This window comes from Craterilacuibacter sinensis, from assembly GCF_009831765.1.
Lineage (GTDB): Bacteria > Pseudomonadota > Gammaproteobacteria > Burkholderiales > Chromobacteriaceae > Craterilacuibacter > Craterilacuibacter sinensis.
Window position 1 is genome coordinate 150,036 of the sequence record NZ_WSSB01000006.1, and the last position, 20,598, is coordinate 170,633.

Consider the following 20,598-nt stretch of genomic DNA (forward strand, 5'->3'; position numbering starts at 1 on the left):
AAGGAGTCCGCATGAAGCTGGAAAACGACGCAGGCGTCAAACATAAAGGTGCGGCCAAGACCGCGCGTATCCCGATCAAGGTGGTGCCGCTGGATGAAAAGCTGAAAAAGCCGGAGTGGATCCGTGCAAAGCTGCCATCGGGGCAGCGCTTTGGCGAGATCAAGGACATTCTGCGCGCGCAGAAGCTGCATACCGTGTGTGAAGAAGCAACCTGCCCGAATATCGGCGAGTGCTTCAGCAAAGGTACGGCGACCTTTATGATCATGGGCGACATCTGCACCCGCCGCTGCCCGTTCTGCGATGTCGGTCATGGCCGGCCCAACCCGCTTGACCCCAACGAGCCGAAACACCTGGCCGAGACCGTGGCCGCGCTGAAGCTGCGTTATGTGGTGATCACCTCGGTGGATCGCGATGATTTGCGCGACGGCGGGGCGCAGCACTTTGCCGACTGCATCAGCGAGATCCGCAAGCTGTCGCCGGACACCCAGATCGAAGTGCTGGTGCCGGATTTCCGCGGCCGTCTCGAGATCGCGCTGGATATTCTGGCCGCCACGCCGCCGGACGTCATGAACCACAACCTGGAAACCGCGCCGCGTCTGTACAAGCAGGCGCGCCCTGGGGCGGACTATGTACATTCGCTCGAACTGCTCAAGCAGTACAAGGCTTTGCGTCCGGAAGTGCGTACCAAGTCCGGCATTATGGTCGGTCTGGGTGAAACCGATGAAGAAGTGCGCGCGGTGATGGCCGATATGCGCCGCTACGATATCGATATGTTGACTGTAGGCCAGTATCTGCAGCCAACCGATGGCCATTTGCCGGTGCTGCGCTATGTGCACCCCGACCAGTTCAAGGCATTTGAAACCGAGGCTTACGCTATGGGCTTCAAGCATGCCGCGGTCGGTGCCATGGTGCGATCCAGCTATCACGCAGACCAGCAGGCGCATCAGGCCGGCGTGTAAAACCCTCGGCATTGCTGTGCGGGATAAAAGCCGGTCGCCTGAGGTGGCCGGCTTTTATCTTGTGGCGTGGCGGAATGTCGTTTGTCCGGCACCGGCTTTTGCGTTAGAGTGCCGGCTCTTTTATATGCCCCCAGGGCAAATCCCTCGCCATTAAAAAATACCTCATGCATAACACTATTTTCACCACACCCGTGATCCGCACCCTGATGGCCTGGCTGTCCATTCTGCTGCTTAAACTGAGCGGCTGGAAGATAAACGGCAATTTCCCGGCTATTCCCAAGTACGTGATGATCGCCGCGCCGCACACCAGTAACTGGGATTTCCCGCTGACGCTGGCAGTATGCTTTGCCAAGGGGGCGCAGATTTACTGGATGGGCAAGCATTCGCTATTCAAGGGGCCGATGGGGCCGGTGATGCGCTGGCTGGGCGGGATTCCGGTTAACCGCAATCGCAATAACTCGCTGGTGCAGCAGATCGTCGATGTTTACAAAGAGTCGGACAAACTGGTGGTGATCATCCCGCCGGAGGGTACGCGCGCCAAGGTGACCGAATGGAAGACCGGCTTTTATCATATTGCCAAGGGTGCTGGTGTGCCGGTGGTGCCGGCCTATCTTGATTTCAGCCATAAACAGGCCGGGATTATGGAGCCGTTTTATCTGGGTGAGGATCTGGATACGGATATGGCGAAGATCCGCGGCCTGTTTGATGGTATCAGCGGCAAGCGCCCAGACAGTTTCTAAGCCTGAAATGGCGGGGGCCAGGCGTGCTTCACACAAGAAGCGCACCTGGCCCCCGTTTTTGCATCAGTGCGGCGTAAACCAGCCCTGCTGCTCGGCCTCTGTCAGCGCATTGGTCAGCCAGTCTGCAGCCAGCGGACAGCCGGCAGCGACCTGGCTGACCGCCTTTTCCTGTACCTGCTGGCGGCTAACCCCGTTTTCGCGCCAGCTTTGCCCCTGACGGTTAAGGTTAAGCAGGATGGGCATCATCCGGTCCATGGCATGGGCAAAGCGGGCTTCTACACTTTGTCCCGCGTCGAATTCCAGCCAGTAATCCAGTAGTTGCTCGGACTGGGCGGCAGGCAGCAAGCCGAAAATGCGTTTGATGGCCTCCAGTTCTGCCGCCTTGCGTTCCGCCAAGCCTTCTTCGGCATAGAAAATCGTGTCGCCGGTGTCGATTTCGCCAATGTCGTGCACCAGCAGCAGGCGAATCACCCGTTCGATGTTGATGCTTTCTGTGGCATGCGGTGCCATCGCCAGTGCCAGCATGGCGACCTGCCAGCTGTGTTCTGCCGAGTTTTCATGGCGTTCCAGCGTCACCGGCTTGTTTTTTCTTAGCACAGCCTTGAGTTTGTCTATTTCGATAATGAAGGCGACGCGCGCCTGCAGCTCATGGTATGGGGTGTGCATCTATTCAGGTGCTTCCTGTGTTATTTGGTGTTCTGCCGTGCGCCGGGCAATAGCTATCAGCACTTCGACAGCCTTGTGCATGGCCTGAATGCTGACACATTCGTGCTTGCCGTGGAAATTAAAGCCGCCGGTAAAGAGATTAGGGCAGGGCAGGCCCATAAACGACAGGCGCGAGCCATCGGTGCCGCCGCGTATTGCCTTGATCTTGGGTTTGATGCCGGCGTCGCGCATGGCTGCGCGGGCAATATCGACAATATGCGGATGCGGCTCTATCTTGCGGCGCATATTGAAATAGCTGTCGTTTACCATCAGTGACAGGCGCGGCTGATCCAGCTCGCGATTAAAGGCCGCCACCCGCTCGGCAAGGAAGGCTTTGCGCCGGGCAAAGCCCTCGTCGACAAAATCGCGTACCAGATAGTGCAGCTCGGCGGCTTCGACATTGCCAGCCATATGATGCAGATGGAAAAACCCTTCAAGTCCTTGTGTCTCCTCCGGAGTCTCATGCTGCGGCATGCCGCTATGGAACACGCTGGCCAGCGTCAGCGCATTGACTAGCGTGCCATAGGCCGTACCCGGGTGGACATTGTTGCCCTGTATTTTGATGCAGGCCGAGGCGGCATTGAAGTTTTCGTATTCCAGCTCACCCATCTCGCCGCCATCCACGGTATAGGCCCACTGTGCCGGAAAACGCGCAAGCGGAAACAGGTCGGCTCCACGGCCGATTTCCTCGTCCGGGGTAAACGCCAGCCAGATATCGCCATGCATGATGTCGGGCGTAGCGAGCAAGGTTTCCACGGCAGTGACAATTTCGGCGATGCCGGCCTTGTCGTCGGCACCGAGCAAGGTGCGGCCATCGGTGGTAATCAGGTCATGGCCACGACAGCTGCGCAGCGCCGGAAACGCCTTGAGCGAAATGCGCTCGCCGCTGTCGCCAAGGGCGATGTCCTTGCCCTTCCATGCCGGGACGAACTGCGGCTGCAGTGGCTGGGCGGCAAAATCGGGCGAGGTATCCAGATGGGCAATCCAGCCGATGGCCGGCGCGTTGCAGCCTGGGCTGGCCGGCAAACAGGCGGTCAGGTAGCCGTTTTCATCCAGCGTCACATCCGACAAGCCTAGCGTGCGCAGTTCAGCGGCCAGCTCTTGTGCCAAGATGCGCTGCCCGGTTGTGCTGGGGCAGCTTGGGCTGGCCGGGTCGGAGCGGGTGTCGATGCGGGCGTAACGCAAGAAGCGTTGAGTGAGCGGGCTTTGCATGGTGAGGTCTCATTCAAGCGTAGTCTGCTCACTATGCGCCGCACCGCATGTAATTTCCTTGCTTTAGCACAGACACTTTCAAAAAAGCGCCGCTTTCAGGGCAGTTTGGCGATGGCTTGTGCCATGCGCCCGAACATCGCGTCGGCATCTACTTCGGTCAGATAAAGCGCGTTGCTTGAGCGGCCTGTCGTGCCCCACCAGTCAACTGCACAATGGCCCTGTGTTAGCGGGCTATCCGTTTCGACTTCGATATTGACCTCGCGCCCGCTAAACAAGCCGGGTGCGAGCAGCCAGGCGATGGCGCACGGGTCGTGTAGCGGCGCACCCATCTGGCCGTATTTCTGCACATCATGGCGCTCGAAGCTGGTCAGCAGCGACGCAGCCAGCGGGCCGCAATAGTTGGATAGCGACGACAGGGCGGCAACGCGTGACGCCGAGGTGCAGGCTTTGTGGGTCACATCCAGCGGCAGCATCACCAGCGGGATGCCGGCATGCAGCACCTGCTGCGCCGAGTGCGGGTCGACATAGAAATTGAATTCGGCCGAGGGGGTGACGTTGCCGCCTTCGAAATAGGCACCGCCCATCAGTACGATCTGCTTGATGCGCGCAGCAATGTCCGGTGCCTTCAATAGCGCCAGCGCAATATTGGTCAGCGGGCCGACCGGGCATAGCGTCACCGTGCCGGCAGGTTCGCGCCGCAAAGTGTCGATAATGAAGTCGACCGCATGCGCTTCTTGCAAGGGCATGGCTGGCTCGTGCATGGGGGCGCCTTCCATGCCGGTCTTGCCGTGCACACGCTCGGCCGTGACCAGATGGCGTATCAGCGGGCGCTCAGCACCGGCGTAGACTTTGATATCGCTGCGACCGGCCCATTCGCACACCATGCGCGCGTTGCGGCTGACGGCTTCTATGCCGACATTGCCGGCCACGCAGGTGATGCCCAGCAAGTCGATCTCGTCACGTGCTCCCAGAAGAAAGAGCAGGGCGATGGCATCGTCCAGCCCGGGGTCGGTATCAAAAATGACCGGTAGTTTGTGCATGGTGTGTCCTTTGGCGCTATGAAATGATGCCGAGTAATGCCAATGTATCGTTACCGTTTTTAACTTGATTTGATTTGACTATGGTAGCTTTGCATTTGCCCGTCAACGGACATGCAATTGGTCAGAACGGCGCCATCCTGCTACACTCTGCGACCTTTCTATGTAGCGCGCCAAGTCATTGTGAACAAAACGGAATTTTCATCGCTGGGGCTGTCGGCCCCCTTGCTCTCCAATCTCGACGGTCTGGGTTACCACCAGATGACGCCTATCCAGGCACGCGCCTTGCCGGTGATCCTGTCCGGCGGCGACCTGATCGCGCAGGCCAAGACCGGCAGCGGCAAGACCGCGGCCTTCGGCCTGGGTTTGTTGTCGCGTATTAATCCGCGCTGGTTTGCCGTACAGGCGCTGGTGCTGTGCCCGACCCGCGAGCTGGCAGACCAGGTGGCGCGCGAGATTCGCCGTCTGGCGCGCGCTATCGACAATATCAAGGTCGTGACCCTGACCGGCGGTACGCCCATGGGCCCACAGATCGGCTCCTTGTCCCACGGTGCCCATATCGTGGTTGGCACACCGGGCCGTCTGCATGACCATCTGTTCCGCGAAACGCTGGACCTGTCCAAGGTCGAGACGCTGGTGCTGGACGAGGCCGACCGCATGGTCGACATGGGTTTTTACGAAGAAATCACCGGCATCGTCGACGCTTGTGCCAAGAAACGCCAGACCCTGCTGTTCTCGGCGACTTATCCGGACAATATCCGCAAGCTGGCTGCCCGTTTCCTGAAAAACCCCGAGCAGATCCGTCTGGAATCGCTGAATGATACCTCGCGTATCGAACAGCGCTTTTACAAGGTCAGTCCCGAGGCGCGCATTTCGACGGTTGCTGCGGCGCTGGCCCACTTCCGTCCGGCTTCTACCCTGGTGTTTTGCAACACCAAGGAGCAGGTCAAGAATATGGCGCGTGACCTGACCGCCCAGGGCTTTTCCTCGCTGGCGCTGTATGGCGATCTGGAGCAGCGTGACCGCGACGAGATTCTGCTGCAGTTTGCCGCCGGTTGCGCCAGCGTGCTGGTGGCAACCGATGTAGCGGCACGTGGTCTGGATATCACTACGCTGGCCTGTGTCGTCAATGCCGACCTTGCACATGACCCGGAAATCCATATTCACCGTATCGGCCGTACCGGCCGCGGCCACGACAAGGGGCTGGCACTCAGTCTGGTCGTGCCTAGCGATGGCAAGCGTCTGGCCCAGATCGAAGTGCAGCAGCAAGGCCCGGCCAACTGGCGCGACGTCAAAGAGCTGGTGGCACAAGCTGCACCCGCCGCAGCGCCTGCCATGGCACTGATCTGCATGACCGGCGGCAAGAAAGACAAGATCCGCCCCGGGGACATTCTGGGCGCACTGACCGGCGACGCCGGTTTGCCGGGTGCAGCCATCGGCAAGATCAGCGTCAGCGACAATATCAGTTATGTCGCCATCGAGCGCTCGCGCGCCAAGGAAGCGCTGGCGCATCTGGACGGCGGCCGCGTCAAGGGCCGCAATGTGAAGGCGCGCCTGATTTAAGCTGAAAAGGCAGGCTGTAGTCATAAGGGAAGGTGCCTGGCACCTTCCCTTTTTTGCATCTCAGACGGTTTGCAGGGCCGGCTCTGTGCCGGCCAGTATTTGCATCTGGCGCCATAGCACGATGCCGACCCAGCAGGCCACGAGCAGGTTGACAACAGGCATGGCCAGCCAGACACCGTTAAGCCCCCACCATAAAGGCAGGCTGTAGAGTGCCGGCAGCAGCAGTACGGTTTTTGCCAGCGTGGCCAGTAGTGCCGGCCGTGTCAGCGCCATCGCCTGCAAGGCAATGATGCCCAGAATCACCAGGCCGTCAAAAGGCAGTGCCAAAAGGTGCAGGCGCAGCGCATGGCTGCCGGCGGCCAGCAAGACAGGGTCGCTCGCGGCAAACAAGCCGGCGATGGCATCGGCCCATAGCTGGATGATCAGCCAGACGGCGATGCCGCCTCCGACCACAACGGTGAGCGCATAGCGCAAAATGGCATGAGCCTGGCGCGGCTGTGCTGCGCCTATGGCCTGCCCCAGCAGGGGCTGGATGCCGACGGCCAGCCCATGGGCGAGCAGGGTGAATACCGTTTCGGTGTAACCGGCTACCGCATAGGCCGCCACGCCCGTGTCGGCATCGTAAATCAGTAGTTGCCAGTTGTGCAGCAATAACACCAGCGCCAGATTCAGCTCCATCAGCAGGCTGGACAGCCCGAGTCTGGCCATATCGGCCAAGTGCCATCCAAGGCGGACGACCCTGAGCGTAGTCAGGCGCAGCCGTGCATAGGGCGAGAAGAAATAGGCGAGGGTAAAGCCCAGCATCAGGCTCTGAGAAATCAGCGTCGCCTGGGCCGAGCCGGCCAGACCATGGCCCAGTACGCCGACAAAGAGATAGTCCAGCGTGATGTTGCTGAGGGTTGCCAGCACCAGTAGCGTGGTGGCCAGGCGCGGGCGGCCATCGTTGCGCAGCAGGTAGCTGGCCAGAATCTGGCCGCATACCAGCACGCTGCCGCCCAGCATCCACTGCAGATAGTCATGGGTCTGGCGGTATAGCTCGGCTTCGCCTGCCGCCCCCAGTGCACGCAGCAGCGGTTCGAGCAAGTAGAGGCCGGTGCAGGACAAAACAAGACCCAGCAGTGCCAGCATCCACAAGGCGGCAGCCAGTACCTGGGCGGCCTCGCCATGCTTGCCTGCACCTTGCAAAATGGCAATGCGCGTGGCCGCACCCATGCTCAGCATGGCACCCAGACCGATTTGTACCATTACCAGCGGATAAGCCAGATTGATGGCTGCCAAGCCGACGCTGCCTACATAGTGACCGACAAAAATGCCGTCCACGACCACATACAGGCCGGTCACCAGCATGGCCAGTATCGAAGGCAGGGCATAAGTCCAGAAGCGGCGTGCCAGTGTGGCATCGCGCGGCATTTCGGCTAGCGTCGGATCGGGCATTGCGGATTGTTATCGAAAAAAAGCGAGCGCATTTTATAGCGCGTATGGCCGGTGCCCGCCTTGTGTTAGCGCAAAGCCTGAATGCACATGCTTAATGCCGTATTGATTAAAACCAAGCAATATTAAACTCAATTACATACAATGCGGGCTCGGTTCATGGGAGTTTCATGTGTTTACCCTTGCATTTTTATGTGTATTTGCCTTTATGGCAGGTCTGATCGATGCCGCAGTCGGCGGTGGCGGCCTGATCCAGATTCCGGCGCTGTTCAATATCCTGCCCAATACCTCGGCCGCCACACTGTTCGGTACCAATAAGTTTGCCTCGGCGGTGGGCACGCTGTCGGCGGCACGCAGCTACCTCAAGCGCGTCAAGCTGCCATGGCGTCTGGTGCTGCCGGCCGCTTGCGCCGCCTTTGCCATGTCGTTTGCCGGTGCGGCGACGGTCAGCTTTTTGCCTAAAGACATCTTGCGGCCCATGGTGCTGCTGCTGCTGATCGTGATGGCGGTATATACGCTATGGAAAAAGGATTTCGGCCAGTTGCACAAGCCGGTGACAATAGGGCGGCGCGAGATGCTGGTCGGCCTGCTGATTGGCGGCGCCATCGGCTTTTACGATGGCCTGTTCGGGCCGGGTACCGGCAGCTTTCTGATGTTCCTGTTTATCCGCTTTTTTGCCTTTGATTTTCTGCACGCTTCGGCCGCGGCCAAGGTGGTCAATCTGTCGACCAATGCGGCGGCCTTGCTGTTTTTCATCCCCAGCGGCAATGTGCTGTTCGGTTTTGCGCTGCCTATGGCCGTCTGCAATATGGCCGGTGCCATGGTCGGTACTCATATTGCGCTGAAAAAAGGTGCCGGTTTTGTGCGTATCCTGTTTCTGATCCTGACCAGCGTGCTGATCAGCAAACTGGGCTGGGATACTTTTAATTCCTAGTGCGCTTGGCCGCAGAACGCTTTCGTGCCCTCAGGGCACGAAAGCGTTCCATGCTGCGCAAGTTCAGGGCCGTTCCAGCTCCTTTTCAATCTCGCGTATATGCGCCTGATGCTGCGCAATGCGGGCACCAACCGGCGGGCCCTTGAAGCGATTTCTGACTCCCAGTACAAACCAGAAAAATCCCAGAACAATCAGCAGGGCTACGGTGATGTAGAGCACTTTCTCGTTTGGCGGCTGGATGCCGACAAAAGCCAGCACCACGCCGCCTATGGTGGCCAGTACGGCGACCGGGCGTGACCAGCTATAGAGATTGAACGGGCCCTTATGCGCCCAGTGCTTGCCTTCTGCAAAAAATCCGGCGGCGATCGGCAACACATAGGAGATATACAGCAGCACGGCGCTGGCGGTAGACAGCACGATAAAGGCGTCACCATACAAGGTGGCGGCGATGGCCAGCACGGCGCTGACCCAGATCGCGGCGCCCGGCGTGCGATGCTGGGGATGCACTTGTTTGAGCTGGTGCGAGAAGGGCAGGCCGCCATCGCGCGCAAAAGCGTAGACCATGCGCGAGGTCGAGGTCAGGCAGGCCAGACCGCAGATATAGTTGACGACAAACACGCCTATGCCCAGCGCCACCTGCAACCCTCTGGGTAGCAGCGACAGCAAGGCCGAGAACACCCCCATCCCCTGTTTGACGCCATCGGCGATATTCGGCAGCGCCAGCACGAACACCGACACCAGGATGTAGCCGAACAGCGCCGACCACAGTACCGCCAGCATGATGCCCTTGGGTACATTGATGGCGGCGTGGCGGGTTTCTTCCGAGGTATGCGCCGAGGCGTCGTAGCCGGTCAGTGTATACACGGTCAGCAGCAATCCGGACAGGAACACCAGCAAGGGGCTGCTGTTTTGCGGCCACAGGCTGCCTTCGGCGCCGGTGAAATTGGTGAAGGTAAACAGTCGGGTGAAATCCAGCGGCCCGGGTGCATAGATCAGCAGCGAGACCGTCAGCACCAGCGACACGAAAAATATCAAATAACCGGACAGGTCGGTCAGGCGGGTGGTGGCCTTGATGCCCTGATGGTTGAGCCAGGCCTGCGACAGGGTGATGGCCGCGATGAACAGGGTCTGGTGTGTCCAGGTCAGGCTGGCTGGGTCTATGCCCAAAAGCGGGGCGATCAGCGTCTTGAAGAAGGGGTCGTAGACGCCGAAGTTGACCGAGGCGACCACGAAGATCAGGCCCAAGAGGTTGAACCATGCCGTGGTCCAGCCATAGCCGCGTCCGCCGAGAATCGAGCTCCAGTGATAGAGGCCGCCGGCGGTCGGATAGGCCGAGGCGATCTGTGCCATGGCAGCTGCGACCAGCAGCACGAACATCGAGCCGACGATCCAGCCGATGCCGACCGAGGCGCCACCGCCGGCCGACAGCGCGGCCGGGAAGGCGGTGATGCCGCCGGCGAGGATGCAGATAATGGAAAACGAAATCGCGAAATTGGAAAATCCGCTCATGCGCCGCGCCAGTTCCTGCGCGTAACCCATGCTGTGCAGCAACTTCTCGTCCTCGTTTAACGGCGTTGTGGTGTCGTGTCCGGCTTGATGTTTCATGGGTGTTCTCCGTGAGCGCTGTCGGCGCAGCCGCCGGCACGATGCCGGCGCTGTTTGCCCAATCGCACGATTTCGTCAAACAGGGCCTGCTGGCGTGCGTCCGTGCCGGCCGTCAGTTCGGGGTGCCATTGCACCGCAAGCAGTTCGGGACAATCTGTCATGATCAGCGCCTCGACCACCCCGTCGTCCGCCCAGGCAATGGCCTGCAAGCCCTGCCCCAGAGTCGCGGCCGCTTGGTGGTGCCAGGAGTGCGCGTGAATGCGGGTCTCGCCTAGCAGTGCCGCCAGCGCACTGTCTGGCGCGACGTTGATCGGGTGCGGTGTCGCGCTGCGCTCGGCGCTGCGGTGGGCGACAAGCTCGCCGACCACGTCGGGCAGGTGCGGATGGAGTGTGCCGCCATGCGCGACATTGAGTAGCTGCAGGCCGCGGCAGATCGCCAGGGTCGGGCAGTGCAGGGCCACGGCTGCGCGCGCCAGCGCCAGTTCTGTGCGGTCGCGTGCCGGATTGATGCCATACAGCGTGTCGTGGGTCAGACCGGTGTGTTCGGGGGCGATGTCGCCGCCACCGATTAGCACCAGCGCGTCCAGACGCTGAATCCAGCCCTGTGCCCAGCGTCCGGCGTCATCCGCCGCCGTATGCGGCAGCAGCACCGGCACTCCGCCGGCACGTGCCACCGCATCGATGTATTCGGACGGGGTGTGCGGCCCGTGGCCGGCAGCGGCCGGATAGGTGGTCAGCCCGACCAGCACCGGCTCAGTCATGGAGTCGCCCCGCGATGGCATGGCGGAACAGGGCGCTGTAGTCGCCGGGGGTGAGCGGGCATGGATTGCCGCCATCGCTGGGGTCGGCCTTGGCCATGGAGCCGATTTCCCCGGCGCGCGCCTCGTTCAGGCCGATATCGCCAAGGCTGTGCGGAATGCCGGCTTCGCGGCGCAGCGTCAGCACCCATTGCAGCACGGCATCGTAGCCGCTGCCCGGCAGGTCCAATATGCGAGCCAGATGCAGCATCTTGTCTTCGATCGCGGGGCGGTTGCGCTGCATCACATAGGGCAGCAGGATGGCATTGGCCAGGCCGTGATGGATGTCGAACACCGCACCTATCGGATGCGCCAGCGCATGCACCGCGCCCAGTCCCTTCTGGAAGGCGGTCGCCCCCATCATCGAGGCGGCCAGCATCTGGCTGCGCGCCTCGATATCGCTGCCATCCCTGACCGCGCGCAGCAAGAAGCCGTGTACCAGACGCATGCCTTCCAGCGCGATGCCGTCGGCCATCGGGTGGTAGCCTGGCGCGCAGTAGGCTTCGAAATTGTGCACCAGCGCGTCGATGCCGGTGGCGGCAGTCAGGCGCGGGGGCAGGCCGGTGGTCAGCTCCGGGTCGGCCAGCACCCGGGATGGCAGCATTGCCGGATGGAAGATGATGACCTTGCGCTGTGCCGCCTCGTCTATGATCAGCGCGGCGCGCCCGACTTCGGAGCCGGTGCCGGCAGTGGTCGGGATGGCAATCACCGGCAGCATGGCCGCCGTGTCGACGCGTTTCCAGTTGTCTCCTACATCCTCGAAGTCCCACAGCGGGCGGGTCTGCCCCGCCATCAGCGCCACCGTCTTGCCCACGTCCAGCGCGCTGCCGCCACCGATGGCGATCACGCCGTCGTGCGCGCCGGCTTTGAGTGCCGCCACGCCGGCATCCACATCGCGCAGGGCCGGGTTGGGATGCAGTTCGTGAAACAGCGCGTGCGCGATCCCGGCTGCGGCCAGCACCTCCACCAGCTTTTGCACCGGTGGCAAGGCGGCAAGCCCAGCGTCGGTGACAAGTAGCGGCCTGTGCATGCCAAGTTCGGCGCACAGGATGGGCAGTTCGCTGATGCGCCCGGCACCAAAGCGGATGGTGGTCGGGTAGTTCCAGTTGCCGGCAAGCGTCATCGTCAGCCTTTCAGATGGAAGGATTTAATGCGGGTCAGCTGCGCGTAGCCTAAGCAGGACAGCGAGATGCCGCGCCCGCTGTCCTTGACCCCGGTCCACGCCAGTGCCGGGTCCAGATAGTCGCAGCGGTTCATGAACACGGTGCCGGTTTCCAGTTGCGTGCCCAGACGGATGGCCGCGTCCTCGTCGCGGGTCCACAGCGAGGCAGTCAGGCCGTAGCGGCTGTCGTTCATCAGTTGTAGCGCTTCGGCGTCATCCGCCACCGGCATGATGCCGACCACCGGGCCGAAGCTCTCTTCATGCATCACCCGCATGCTGTGGTTCACATCGACCAAAACCTGTGGCGCGAGATAGGCGCTGCCGGGTGCATCGGCAGAAAAAAGAGCAGGGTCTATTAGCGCGCGCGCGCCTTGCGCGACAGCTTCGCGTATCTGCTCGCGCACGAATTCTGCCGCTGATGCGCGCACCATCGGGCCCAGCGTGGTCTCCGTCTCCAGGGGGTTTCCCAGCCGGTATTGCAGGGACTGCGCGACAAAGCCGTCGACAAAACGCGGGTAGAGTGCGGCTTCTACATAAATGCGCTCGATGCCGCAACACGACTGGCCGGCATTAAAAAAGGCGCCGTCGACCAGATTCTCCACTGCAGCATCCAGATCGGCATCGGCACGCACATAGGCTGCATCCTTGCCGCCCAGCTCCAGCCCTGTGCCGATAAAGCGTCCGGCGGCAGCGCGCTCGATGGCGCGGCCACCCTCGACCGAGCCGGTAAAAGCGACAAAATCCACCCCCGCATCGGCCACGAGCGCCAGAGTGGACGCATGGTCCAGATGCAGATACTGGAATGCCCCCTCGGGCAGGCCGGCCGCGGCAAAGGCATCGGCCAGAATTTCGGCCGCCAGCGGCGTCTGGCTGGAGTGCTTGAGCAGCACCGTGTTGCCGGCGGCCAGCGCCGGAATCAGGCTGTTGAGCGCAGTCAGAAACGGGTAATTCCACGGTGCCAGTATCAGCACGGTACCCAGCGCCTCGCGCCGCATGAAATGGATCAGGCCGGACACCGGCTCGGGACGAATGTCGGCCAGCGCCTCGCGGGCGATGGCCAGCATATGGCGGGCGCGCTCGGCCAGACCGCGCACCTCGAAGGGCGAGTGCGCGATCGGGCGTCCGATCTGGCGGGTGATGGAGTCGGCAATGCGCGCCTTGTCCGCCACCAGCGCATCCACGGCGCGCCCTAGCAGCGCCAGCCTTTCCTCCAGTGGCAAACAGGCCCATGCACGGCGGGCGGCACGGGCTGACACCAGCGCCTGCCTGATCTGTGCCGCGCTGGCGTAGTCTCGCGTCAGCAGCACCTTGCCGTCTATTGGCGAGATAACATCAAAATGCGTTTTCATCAGATGGCCTCGAAATAGCGTTGCAATTCCCAGTCGGTCACGTAGCGCTGGAACTCGCGCTCTTCCCACTCGCGGGTGGCGGCATAGTGCTCGACAAAATCGTCACCCAGCCAGTCACGGGCGACGGCGGATGCGCGCAGGGCCTGTGCCGCATCGCGCAAGGTATGCGGCAGCTGCAGGTGGGCCGGCGCCTCGAACTGGTAGCCGTTGGCGCTGATCGGTGCCTCCGGCTCGGTCTGGGCGGCGATGCCGGCAAAACCGGCGGCCAGGGCCCCGGCCAGCGCGAGGTAGGGGTTGGCATCGGCACCGGGCAGGCGGTATTCGACGCGCTGGCTCTTGGCTGAGCCGGGAATGGCGCGCAGGGCAACAGTGCGGTTGTCCACGCCCCACAGCGCCTGGGTGGGCGCCCAGTAACCGGGCACCAGACGGCGGAAGCTGTTGATGGTGGGGGCGGCGGTGGCGGTGATGTCGCGCATATGGCGCTGCAGGCCGCCGATGAAATGGCGTTGCAGCTGGCTGATGCCATGCGGCAGTGCCGGATCGAAGAAAGCATTGCTGCCATCTTTGTGCAGCAGCGAAATATGGATATGCCCGCCCTGGCCTGCGTGGTTTTCGTTCCACTTGGCCATGAACGACACCATGCGCCCCTGTTTCTGTGCCATCACCTTGGCAAAGGTCTTGAACAGGGCAGCATTGTCGGCTGCCGCGAGCGCCTCGCTGCAGCACAGTGCCGCCTCGAGTGCACCGGGGCCGGTTTCCTCGTGCAGGCCTTCGATCGGCATGTTCATCTCGTCGCACAGCGTGAGCAGGCCGCGGTAAAACTCGGTATTGACCGAGTTGCGCAGCACCGAATATCCGGCAGCACCGCTGCCCAGGGGTCTGGGGTCGCGGTAGCGTTTGGCCTGCAGTGCGGCGTGGTCTTCATCGGCGACGAGGAATTCGTACTCGAAACCGGCCTTGACCGAAAAGCCCAGTGCCGCCACCCGCTGCAGCAGGCGGCGCAGCACGCCGCGCGGGCACAGGCATTCGAGGCGGCCGCTGACCTCGCCCTGCACCAGAATCATATTGTCTTCCAGCGGCATTTCGCGCCACGACGCGGGCAGCAGGCGGATGTCGGCATCACCGTAGCCCTTGCCCCAGCCGGTGAGGCGGGTGTTGTCGTACAGTTTGTCGGCGAGGTCCCAGCCGAATACCACATCACAGAAACCGAAACCGCCATCCAGCGCAGCCAGGAATTTGTCGCGCGCCATGTATTTGCCGACCATGGCGCCATCGATGTCGAACAAGCCGACCTTGATCTGCTTCAAGCCGCGCACCTCGATCAGTGCCTTGAGTGCTTCGATACTGCCGCTATGCGTGCTGTCCATGACTGTCATCCTGAGGCAAGGGTTTATCTACCCTGATGGGATTAGTCGTAGAAATTAATTTCTGCAGTTTCAAGAGAAATCTGTAATAAAAAAAACAGGCGGACAGGCAGGAGGGCGGCATGGACAGTGTGCAGACAGTACTCGAACGGCTGAATGCCGGTTTTGACAGTCTGACGCCGACCGAACGCAAGGTCGCGCGCCGGCTGCTGGGAGATTCGCCGATGGATGGACTGAAGACCATCGCGCAACTGGCCAGCGAAGCGGGCGTCAGCGGACCGACCGTGCTGCGTCTGGTTGCCAAGCTGGGTTTTGACAGCTACGCGGGCTTTCAGGCGGCCTTGCGCGAGGAGTTGGGGCAGCGTCTGCAGTCGCCGCTGGCGCGGCAAAAGCCGGTGCAGCCCGGAAAAACGCCGCCGGATTTTCTCGGCAGCTTCCTGCTATCGGCGCAATTGCAGCTGGAGCAGACCGCCAGACAGTTGCCGGTGGCCGATCTGGAGGCCTGTGTGGCCATGCTGTCTGATCCTGGGCGGCGTGTTGCGCTGGCAGGCGGGCGTCTGAGCGCGCCGCTGGCGGCGTATCTGGCTCAGCACCTGAAGGCGATGCGCCCGGGAGTGTGTTTGCTGGACGGCGGCACCGACAGCTGGGCTGATGCGCTGGTGGACATGGGGCGGCATGATGTTCTGCTGCTGCTGGACATCCGCCGCTACAACAGCGAGCTGATGGCGCTGGCGCAGCGTGCTGCCAGCCACAAGCTGGATCTGATCCTGCTGACCGACCAGTGGCTGTCGCCAATCTCGCAACTGGCACGGGTCACGCTGGTCGGCGTAGCCGGTGGCGCCTCCGGCTGGGACAGCAACCTGTCGCTGTTTTTGCTGCTGGATGCGCTGATCGCAGCCATCATGCAAAGACAGACACCGGCCTGCCTTGCCCGGCTGGCCGCGCTGGAGGGCTGGCGTACGGCTGGCTAGGCGCCATGCCCGAGCCAGCGTTTTGCTGATTGCCACTCACGCCTGTAAGGCGAGTTTTGCCAGCCAGTCGCAGCGTGCGCTCAGCTTTTGCTGCCAGGCAGGGTCCAGGCCTGGCGCATTGGCGGCAGTGCGCAATTCGGCCACCGGTGGGCGGTGGCAGGTGGCCAGACGCCAGAAGGCATGCAGCGGGATGTCCGAGATGCGCTCGACCAGTGTCAGGCTGTCACCGGCACGGACTGTTCCTTCGCTGAGCACGCGAGCGTACCAGCCGGTTCTGGCCTGATCGCTGATCCACTGCGAGGCACCGGTCACATCAAGGCGATGGTTGATCTTCCAGCACGGGCTGCGCGGGCTGCAAAGCTGAATCCGTGCCTTGCCCAGTTCGAACACGTCGCCGATATGGACGCTATGCTCGTCCATTTTGTAGGCCGACAGGTTTTCACCCAGACAGCCCGGTGCCAGCACCGCGGCCGCAGCGGGGAAGGCCTGTGCCAGTGCGTCGTAGTGCTCGGCGGGGTAAAGGTGGACGGCTTTCTCGCGCCCGCCGTGAAAGCGCCGGTCGGCCTGCTCATCACCGGTAAAGCCTTCCACCCCCAGCCAGGCTTCATCCACCCGCTGCTTGAAAATGCCGCTGCTCTGGCCGTCAGGTGGCAGTGTTCTGGCTTGTCCGATAAAAAGGCCGTTCAGCGGCGAGTGCATGCGGGATTCTCCGGTGTGGCCCGTGACCGCTGACGGCTGTCAGGCGCGGTTGCCGGGGTTGTTTAGGTTTATGGTGTGGTTTATGGCGTGGACGCGGGCGGCATCGACGGCATGGGCAATATCGTGCTTGTGCTCGCATTGGCGGGCGATGGTGCCGGCGTCGACAAGACGGGCGGCATCCAGTAGTGCCGTCAGGTAGGCTGCCTGCGGATAGCTGCTGTGTTCGAAACCCAGACGGCCACGCGCATCGGCAACGCAGGCCGACAACATCTCGTGAAAACGCTCGGGGCGGCGCAGCGCATCGCAATCACGGAACAGACGCAGCACAGTGTCGGCGCGCATTTCGGGCGCGATATGTACTTTGGTGTGGTAAAGCACGGTGATGCGCGCCAGATCCCGGCATTCGGCCGGCACGCGCAGGCGTTCGCACAGCGCAAGCAGCGGCTTTTCGCCGCGCGCCTCGTGGCCGATATGGCGCGGCAGAATATCGGCCGGGGTCAGCGCCTTGCCTAAGTCATGGGTCAGGCAGGCGAAACGTACGGCCAGCGGTGCGCCACTTTGCGCGGCGGTATCGATGACGCGCATTACATGGTCGCCGGTATCGATTTCAGGGTGATAGTCGGCGCGTTGCGGCACACCGAACAGCGCATCCACTTCGGGCAGAACGCGCGCCAGCGCGCCGCACTCGCGCAGGACCTTGAACATGCGCGAGGGGGCATCTTCCATCAGGCCGCGCGCGACTTCCTGCCACACCCGCTCCGGTACCAGTGCATCCACTTCGCCGTTGTCCACCATCTGGCGCATCAGGCCCAGGGTCTCGGGCGCAACGGCAAAGCCGAAGCGGGCGGCAAAACGTGCCAGACGCAGGATGCGTACCGGGTCTTCGGCAAAGGCGGCGCTGACATGGCGCAATACGCCGGCGGCAAGGTCGGCCTGTCCGCCATAGGGGTCGGTCAGACGGCCGTCTTCGTCTTCGGCGATGGCGTTGATGGTCAGGTCGCGCCGTGCCAGATCCTGTTCCAGTGTGACATCTGGTGCGGCGTGAAACACAAAGCCGTGATAACCGGCGCCCGTTTTGCGTTCGGTGCGCGCCAGTGCATATTCCTCGTGCGTAGCCGGATGCAGGAATACCGGAAAATCGCGTCCGACCGGACGGAAGCCTTGTGCCAGCATCTCAGCAGCACTACTGCCGACTACCACCCAGTCGCGGTCTACCACCGCGCGGCCCAATAAGCGGTCGCGTACCGCGCCGCCTACGACATACAGCTTCATTCCCGTTCTCTCCAGCGCGCCAGGCGCGTATTGCGTTCGTCTTCGCCCAGCCATTGCTGTGCGACCGCTTCCAGTGCGCTCGGGCAGAAACCCAGCAGCGCGCTCGGGAAGGGCTCCAGGCTGACATTGTCGACACGCAGCGATTTTACATTGTCGCGGCTGATCAGGGCGGGGCCGGGCAAGCATTCCATTACGCCGGCTTGCAGCATGGCCAGGCTGTCCGGCAGGCCTATCAGGGTGCGCGGGTGGCCGGTGAGCTCGCCTACATAAGCCACCAGCTCGCGCAAACGGTAGCGGTGCGGCCCTGTCAGCTCCAATGTCTGGCCTATGCTGGCTGGCCTGTCCAGACAGGCCGCGACGGCGCGTGCCACATCATCGGCCCATACCGGGGCGAAATAAGTGTCGGCACCGGCTAACGGCAGCACCGGCAAAACAGCGAGCAGGCGGGCAAACATATTGAGAAAGGCATCGTCGTGGGCGAACACTACCGAAGGACGCAGGATTGTCCACGCCAGATGGCTTTGCGTGATGACCCGTTCGCCACGCGCCTTGGTTTGCTGGTAGTCCGACGGCCCGTGCGCATCCGCCCCCAGTGCGCTGATATGGATCAGGCGCCGGATGCCGGTTTGCTTCATGGCATGGACGATTTTTTCCACCAGTTCGACATGGGCGACTTCAAAAGCGCGGTGCGAGCCATGCAGGATGCCCACCATACTGATTACCGCATCGTGCCCGGCCATCAGCTGCGTCAGCGCCGCGCTGTCGTGTACGTCACAGGCGGCCAGCGTGACGCCGGGCAGGGTGGACAGGGCCTTGATGCGTTCCGGGCGGCGGCTGGCAATGGTCAGCTGCATGCCGTGCCGGCTCAGCATTTCGGCGATATGCCGGCCGACAAATCCGCTGCCACCTATCAATACAATGCGTTGCATAGTGCGCTCTCCCGATTGAAGAGCGGCCCGGTTTATTTGGCCGCTATGGTGCCCATTCTCGCCTTGAGCGAGGTCTCACCCTTGCCGAAGCTGGCGGCGTAGTAGGTGGCGTTGGCCATCACCTTTTGTACATAGTCGCGCGTTTCGGTAAACGGGATGGTTTCGGTGTAGATGGTGCCATCCAGCGGCGTGCTGGCGCGCCATGCGCGTGCACGCCCGGGGCCTGCATTGTAGCCGGCGGTCGCCAGCACCGGGTGGCCGGTGGTATCCAGTACATGACGCAGATACCAGGTGCCCAGCTGGATATTGGTGTCCACATCGTTGACATCGAAGCCGGGCAGGCCAACCTTGTTTGCTACCCAGCGCGCGGTGGCCGGCATCAGCTGCATCAGGCCTGAGGCGCCTACGCCCGAGCGCGCTACCACGGTAAAGCGGCTTTCCTGGCGCATCAGGCCGTAAATCCATGCCGGATCCACATCCAGTTGCCTGGCGTAGCGCTCGGTGGTGCTGCGGTAGGGCGCGAGAAAGCGCAGGCCGAAATTATGCGCGTCGCGCGTGCGCTCGGCGCTGTAGATGGCCATATCGTAAAAGCCCTTGTCTTTGGCCAGTTCGGCGGCGGCAATCAGCTCGGGGTCGGTCTTGCCGCGCATGGCCCAGCGCCACTCGCGCCGTGCTTCTTCGTGAAACTCCGGGCGCTTGAGTGTATCCGACAGCGCAAACAGTTCGATGGCGCGGGCAATGGCCGGCTCTTTGGAAATGGCGCGCATGTCCTTGTCGCTGGCTTCAATTTGGCGCGCGGGTTCGGACAGGCTGTTACCCAGCGCTTCGCGCGCAAGAATGCCGTAATAACTGTGTTCCTGGCTTAGCCGCACCAGGCGCGCATTGGCTTCGCTACGCTTGCCCTGCATCAGTTCGGCTTGCGACAGCCAGTAGCGCCAAGCCTGACGTGCGGCCAGCTTGGCCGGCATCTTGCCGATCACGCTGCTTAATGTGTTCCAGTTTTGCTCGCGCAGTGCCGCGCGTGCCCACCATTCCCATTGCTCGGGCGTGAGTTCCCCGGGGGCGGATTTGGCGTACCAGTCCAGCGCCTGCGTCATGTCCTGGCGTCGCGCGGCGCGTGTGGCCAGTTCCCCCCAGCCAAAGCCGACCTGCTCGCGCGTAAGCGTAGGCTCGATGCGCGCAAGATCGGCGGCGGCACCGGACAAATCACTCTTGCCGCGGCGCACGATGGCGATAACGGCGGCTTCATTGCTGCCTGGGGTGAAAAATTCGTCCGACAAGCCGGCCGATGTGGCCAGCGCACGCGCGACGGTGACGTAATTATTGGCAACCAGGGTGCGTACGCGTGAACGCACCTCATCCTGGCTGAGCGTGCCCAGCGTCGCGCTTTCATTCAGCAGACTGTTGCAGCCTTCCGGGAGTGTCAGCTTGTCCAGCAAGTCGGCATCGGGTGCGCTAATGCGCCCGGCCTTAAGCTCGGACAGGGCAGCATAGCATTGGGTTTCCTGATCGCGTGCGTCTTCCGGTGCGCGTACCAGTTCGCGGCGAAAACCGTCCCAGTTATTGCCCTTGCCCAGACGCTTGAGCCATTCATTGGCCAGACGCTCGGTCAGCGTAGAGGGGGCCTCTTGCGCCAGAAAGGCGCGGGCCGGCGCCTCGTCGCCGTTTTCCAGGCTTTTAAGCGCCAGCCAGTAGCGCGGATACATGCCAAGCGGTGTGCGTGCGCTACTGGCGGCCAGCGTTTGCAATTGGGCGATATCGCCGGCACGCCAGGCGTCGCGGGCCGCAGCCAGATCATCGTTGCTGTCGGCGTACACGCTAGCGGGCAGGGCAAACAGGCTTAACAGCAGCAGGGAAATTTTTTTCATG

The 20,598-nt window shown here is 62.2% G+C and carries 18 protein-coding genes; 5 read left to right on the forward strand and 13 right to left on the reverse strand.

Annotated elements, in window-relative coordinates:
• Positions 1-11: 11 nt before the first annotated feature.
• Both lipA and GQF02_RS08365 read left to right on the forward strand, forming a co-directional pair.
• Positions 12-959, forward strand: a complete 948-nt coding sequence (gene lipA / locus GQF02_RS08360; protein WP_160796318.1) for a lipoyl synthase — start codon at positions 12-14, stop codon at positions 957-959.
• Between the two features lie 164 nt (positions 960-1,123).
• Positions 1,124-1,699, forward strand: a complete 576-nt coding sequence (locus tag GQF02_RS08365; RefSeq protein ID WP_160796320.1) for a lysophospholipid acyltransferase family protein — start codon at positions 1,124-1,126, stop codon at positions 1,697-1,699.
• Positions 1,700-1,762: 63 nt separating this feature from the next.
• Here GQF02_RS08365 and GQF02_RS08370 read toward each other — a convergent pair whose 3' ends face one another.
• The 3 genes from GQF02_RS08370 to GQF02_RS08380 all read right to left on the reverse strand — a co-directional run bounded on the left by GQF02_RS08370 (position 1,763) and on the right by GQF02_RS08380 (position 4,656).
• Complete coding sequence (locus GQF02_RS08370; protein ID WP_160796322.1) at positions 1,763-2,365, reverse strand: HD domain-containing protein; 603 nt, start codon at positions 2,363-2,365, stop codon at positions 1,763-1,765.
• The gene (gene pepT / locus GQF02_RS08375; protein WP_160796324.1) at positions 2,366-3,616 is read right to left on the reverse strand and encodes a peptidase T; all 1,251 of its coding nucleotides are present in this window, start codon (positions 3,614-3,616) and stop codon (positions 2,366-2,368) included.
• Between the two features lie 95 nt (positions 3,617-3,711).
• A complete protein-coding gene (locus tag GQF02_RS08380; protein ID WP_160796326.1) occupies positions 3,712-4,656 on the reverse strand; it encodes a nucleoside hydrolase in 945 nt (314 codons plus the stop codon).
• Between the two features lie 180 nt (positions 4,657-4,836).
• Between GQF02_RS08380 and dbpA the strand changes: the two genes are divergently transcribed.
• Entirely contained in the window at positions 4,837-6,216 is a 1,380-nt protein-coding gene (gene dbpA / locus GQF02_RS08385) for an ATP-dependent RNA helicase DbpA (RefSeq protein ID WP_124736104.1), read from the forward strand.
• 60 nt (positions 6,217-6,276) lie between these two features.
• Here dbpA and GQF02_RS08390 read toward each other — a convergent pair whose 3' ends face one another.
• Complete coding sequence (locus GQF02_RS08390; protein WP_160796328.1) at positions 6,277-7,650, reverse strand: MATE family efflux transporter; 1,374 nt, start codon at positions 7,648-7,650, stop codon at positions 6,277-6,279.
• Between the two features lie 169 nt (positions 7,651-7,819).
• Between GQF02_RS08390 and GQF02_RS08395 the strand changes: the two genes are divergently transcribed.
• The gene (locus GQF02_RS08395; RefSeq protein ID WP_160796330.1) at positions 7,820-8,581 is read left to right on the forward strand and encodes a sulfite exporter TauE/SafE family protein; all 762 of its coding nucleotides are present in this window, start codon (positions 7,820-7,822) and stop codon (positions 8,579-8,581) included.
• Between the two features lie 63 nt (positions 8,582-8,644).
• Here GQF02_RS08395 and GQF02_RS08400 read toward each other — a convergent pair whose 3' ends face one another.
• From GQF02_RS08400 to GQF02_RS08420, 5 genes are read right to left on the reverse strand one after another with little or no spacing between them, the layout of a single operon-like run.
• Positions 8,645-10,186 (reverse strand): amino acid permease, encoded by a 1,542-nt coding sequence (locus tag GQF02_RS08400; protein ID WP_220789390.1) that lies wholly within the window; start codon positions 10,184-10,186, stop codon positions 8,645-8,647.
• The gene (locus GQF02_RS08405; protein WP_160796331.1) at positions 10,183-10,947 is read right to left on the reverse strand and encodes a gamma-glutamyl-gamma-aminobutyrate hydrolase family protein; all 765 of its coding nucleotides are present in this window, start codon (positions 10,945-10,947) and stop codon (positions 10,183-10,185) included. The genes GQF02_RS08400 and GQF02_RS08405 overlap by 4 nt, the downstream gene beginning before the upstream one ends.
• Positions 10,940-12,106: an iron-containing alcohol dehydrogenase gene (locus GQF02_RS08410; protein WP_160796332.1), complete on the reverse strand. Its 1,167-nt coding sequence runs from the start codon at positions 12,104-12,106 to the stop codon at positions 10,940-10,942. The genes GQF02_RS08405 and GQF02_RS08410 overlap by 8 nt, the downstream gene beginning before the upstream one ends.
• A 2-nt stretch (positions 12,107-12,108) precedes the next feature.
• Complete coding sequence (locus GQF02_RS08415; protein ID WP_160796333.1) at positions 12,109-13,494, reverse strand: aldehyde dehydrogenase family protein; 1,386 nt, start codon at positions 13,492-13,494, stop codon at positions 12,109-12,111.
• On the reverse strand, positions 13,494-14,861 hold the full coding sequence (locus tag GQF02_RS08420; protein WP_160796335.1) for a glutamine synthetase family protein: 1,368 nt from the start codon (positions 14,859-14,861) through the stop codon (positions 13,494-13,496). Before GQF02_RS08420 ends, GQF02_RS08415 begins: the two co-directional genes overlap by 1 nt.
• Positions 14,862-14,980: 119 nt before the next feature.
• Here GQF02_RS08420 and GQF02_RS08425 point away from each other — a divergent pair, with 119 nt between their 5' ends.
• Positions 14,981-15,829, forward strand: a complete 849-nt coding sequence (locus GQF02_RS08425) for a MurR/RpiR family transcriptional regulator (RefSeq protein WP_160796337.1) — start codon at positions 14,981-14,983, stop codon at positions 15,827-15,829.
• A gap of 36 nt (positions 15,830-15,865) precedes the next feature.
• Here the strand turns inward: GQF02_RS08425 and GQF02_RS08430 are convergent, their stop codons facing one another.
• Genes GQF02_RS08430 through GQF02_RS08445 form a run of 4 tightly spaced genes read right to left on the reverse strand, consistent with a single transcriptional unit; the run spans position 15,866 to position 20,597 of the window.
• Entirely contained in the window at positions 15,866-16,528 is a 663-nt protein-coding gene (locus tag GQF02_RS08430) for an MOSC domain-containing protein (protein ID WP_160796339.1), read from the reverse strand.
• A gap of 39 nt (positions 16,529-16,567) precedes the next feature.
• Entirely contained in the window at positions 16,568-17,800 is a 1,233-nt protein-coding gene (locus GQF02_RS08435; protein WP_160796341.1) for a multifunctional CCA addition/repair protein, read from the reverse strand.
• Positions 17,797-18,729 (reverse strand): complex I NDUFA9 subunit family protein, encoded by a 933-nt coding sequence (locus GQF02_RS08440; RefSeq protein WP_160796343.1) that lies wholly within the window; start codon positions 18,727-18,729, stop codon positions 17,797-17,799. Before GQF02_RS08440 ends, GQF02_RS08435 begins: the two co-directional genes overlap by 4 nt.
• A 32-nt stretch (positions 18,730-18,761) precedes the next feature.
• Positions 18,762-20,597: a lytic transglycosylase domain-containing protein gene (locus tag GQF02_RS08445; protein ID WP_160796345.1), complete on the reverse strand. Its 1,836-nt coding sequence runs from the start codon at positions 20,595-20,597 to the stop codon at positions 18,762-18,764.
• Between the last annotated feature and the right edge of the window lies 1 nt (position 20,598).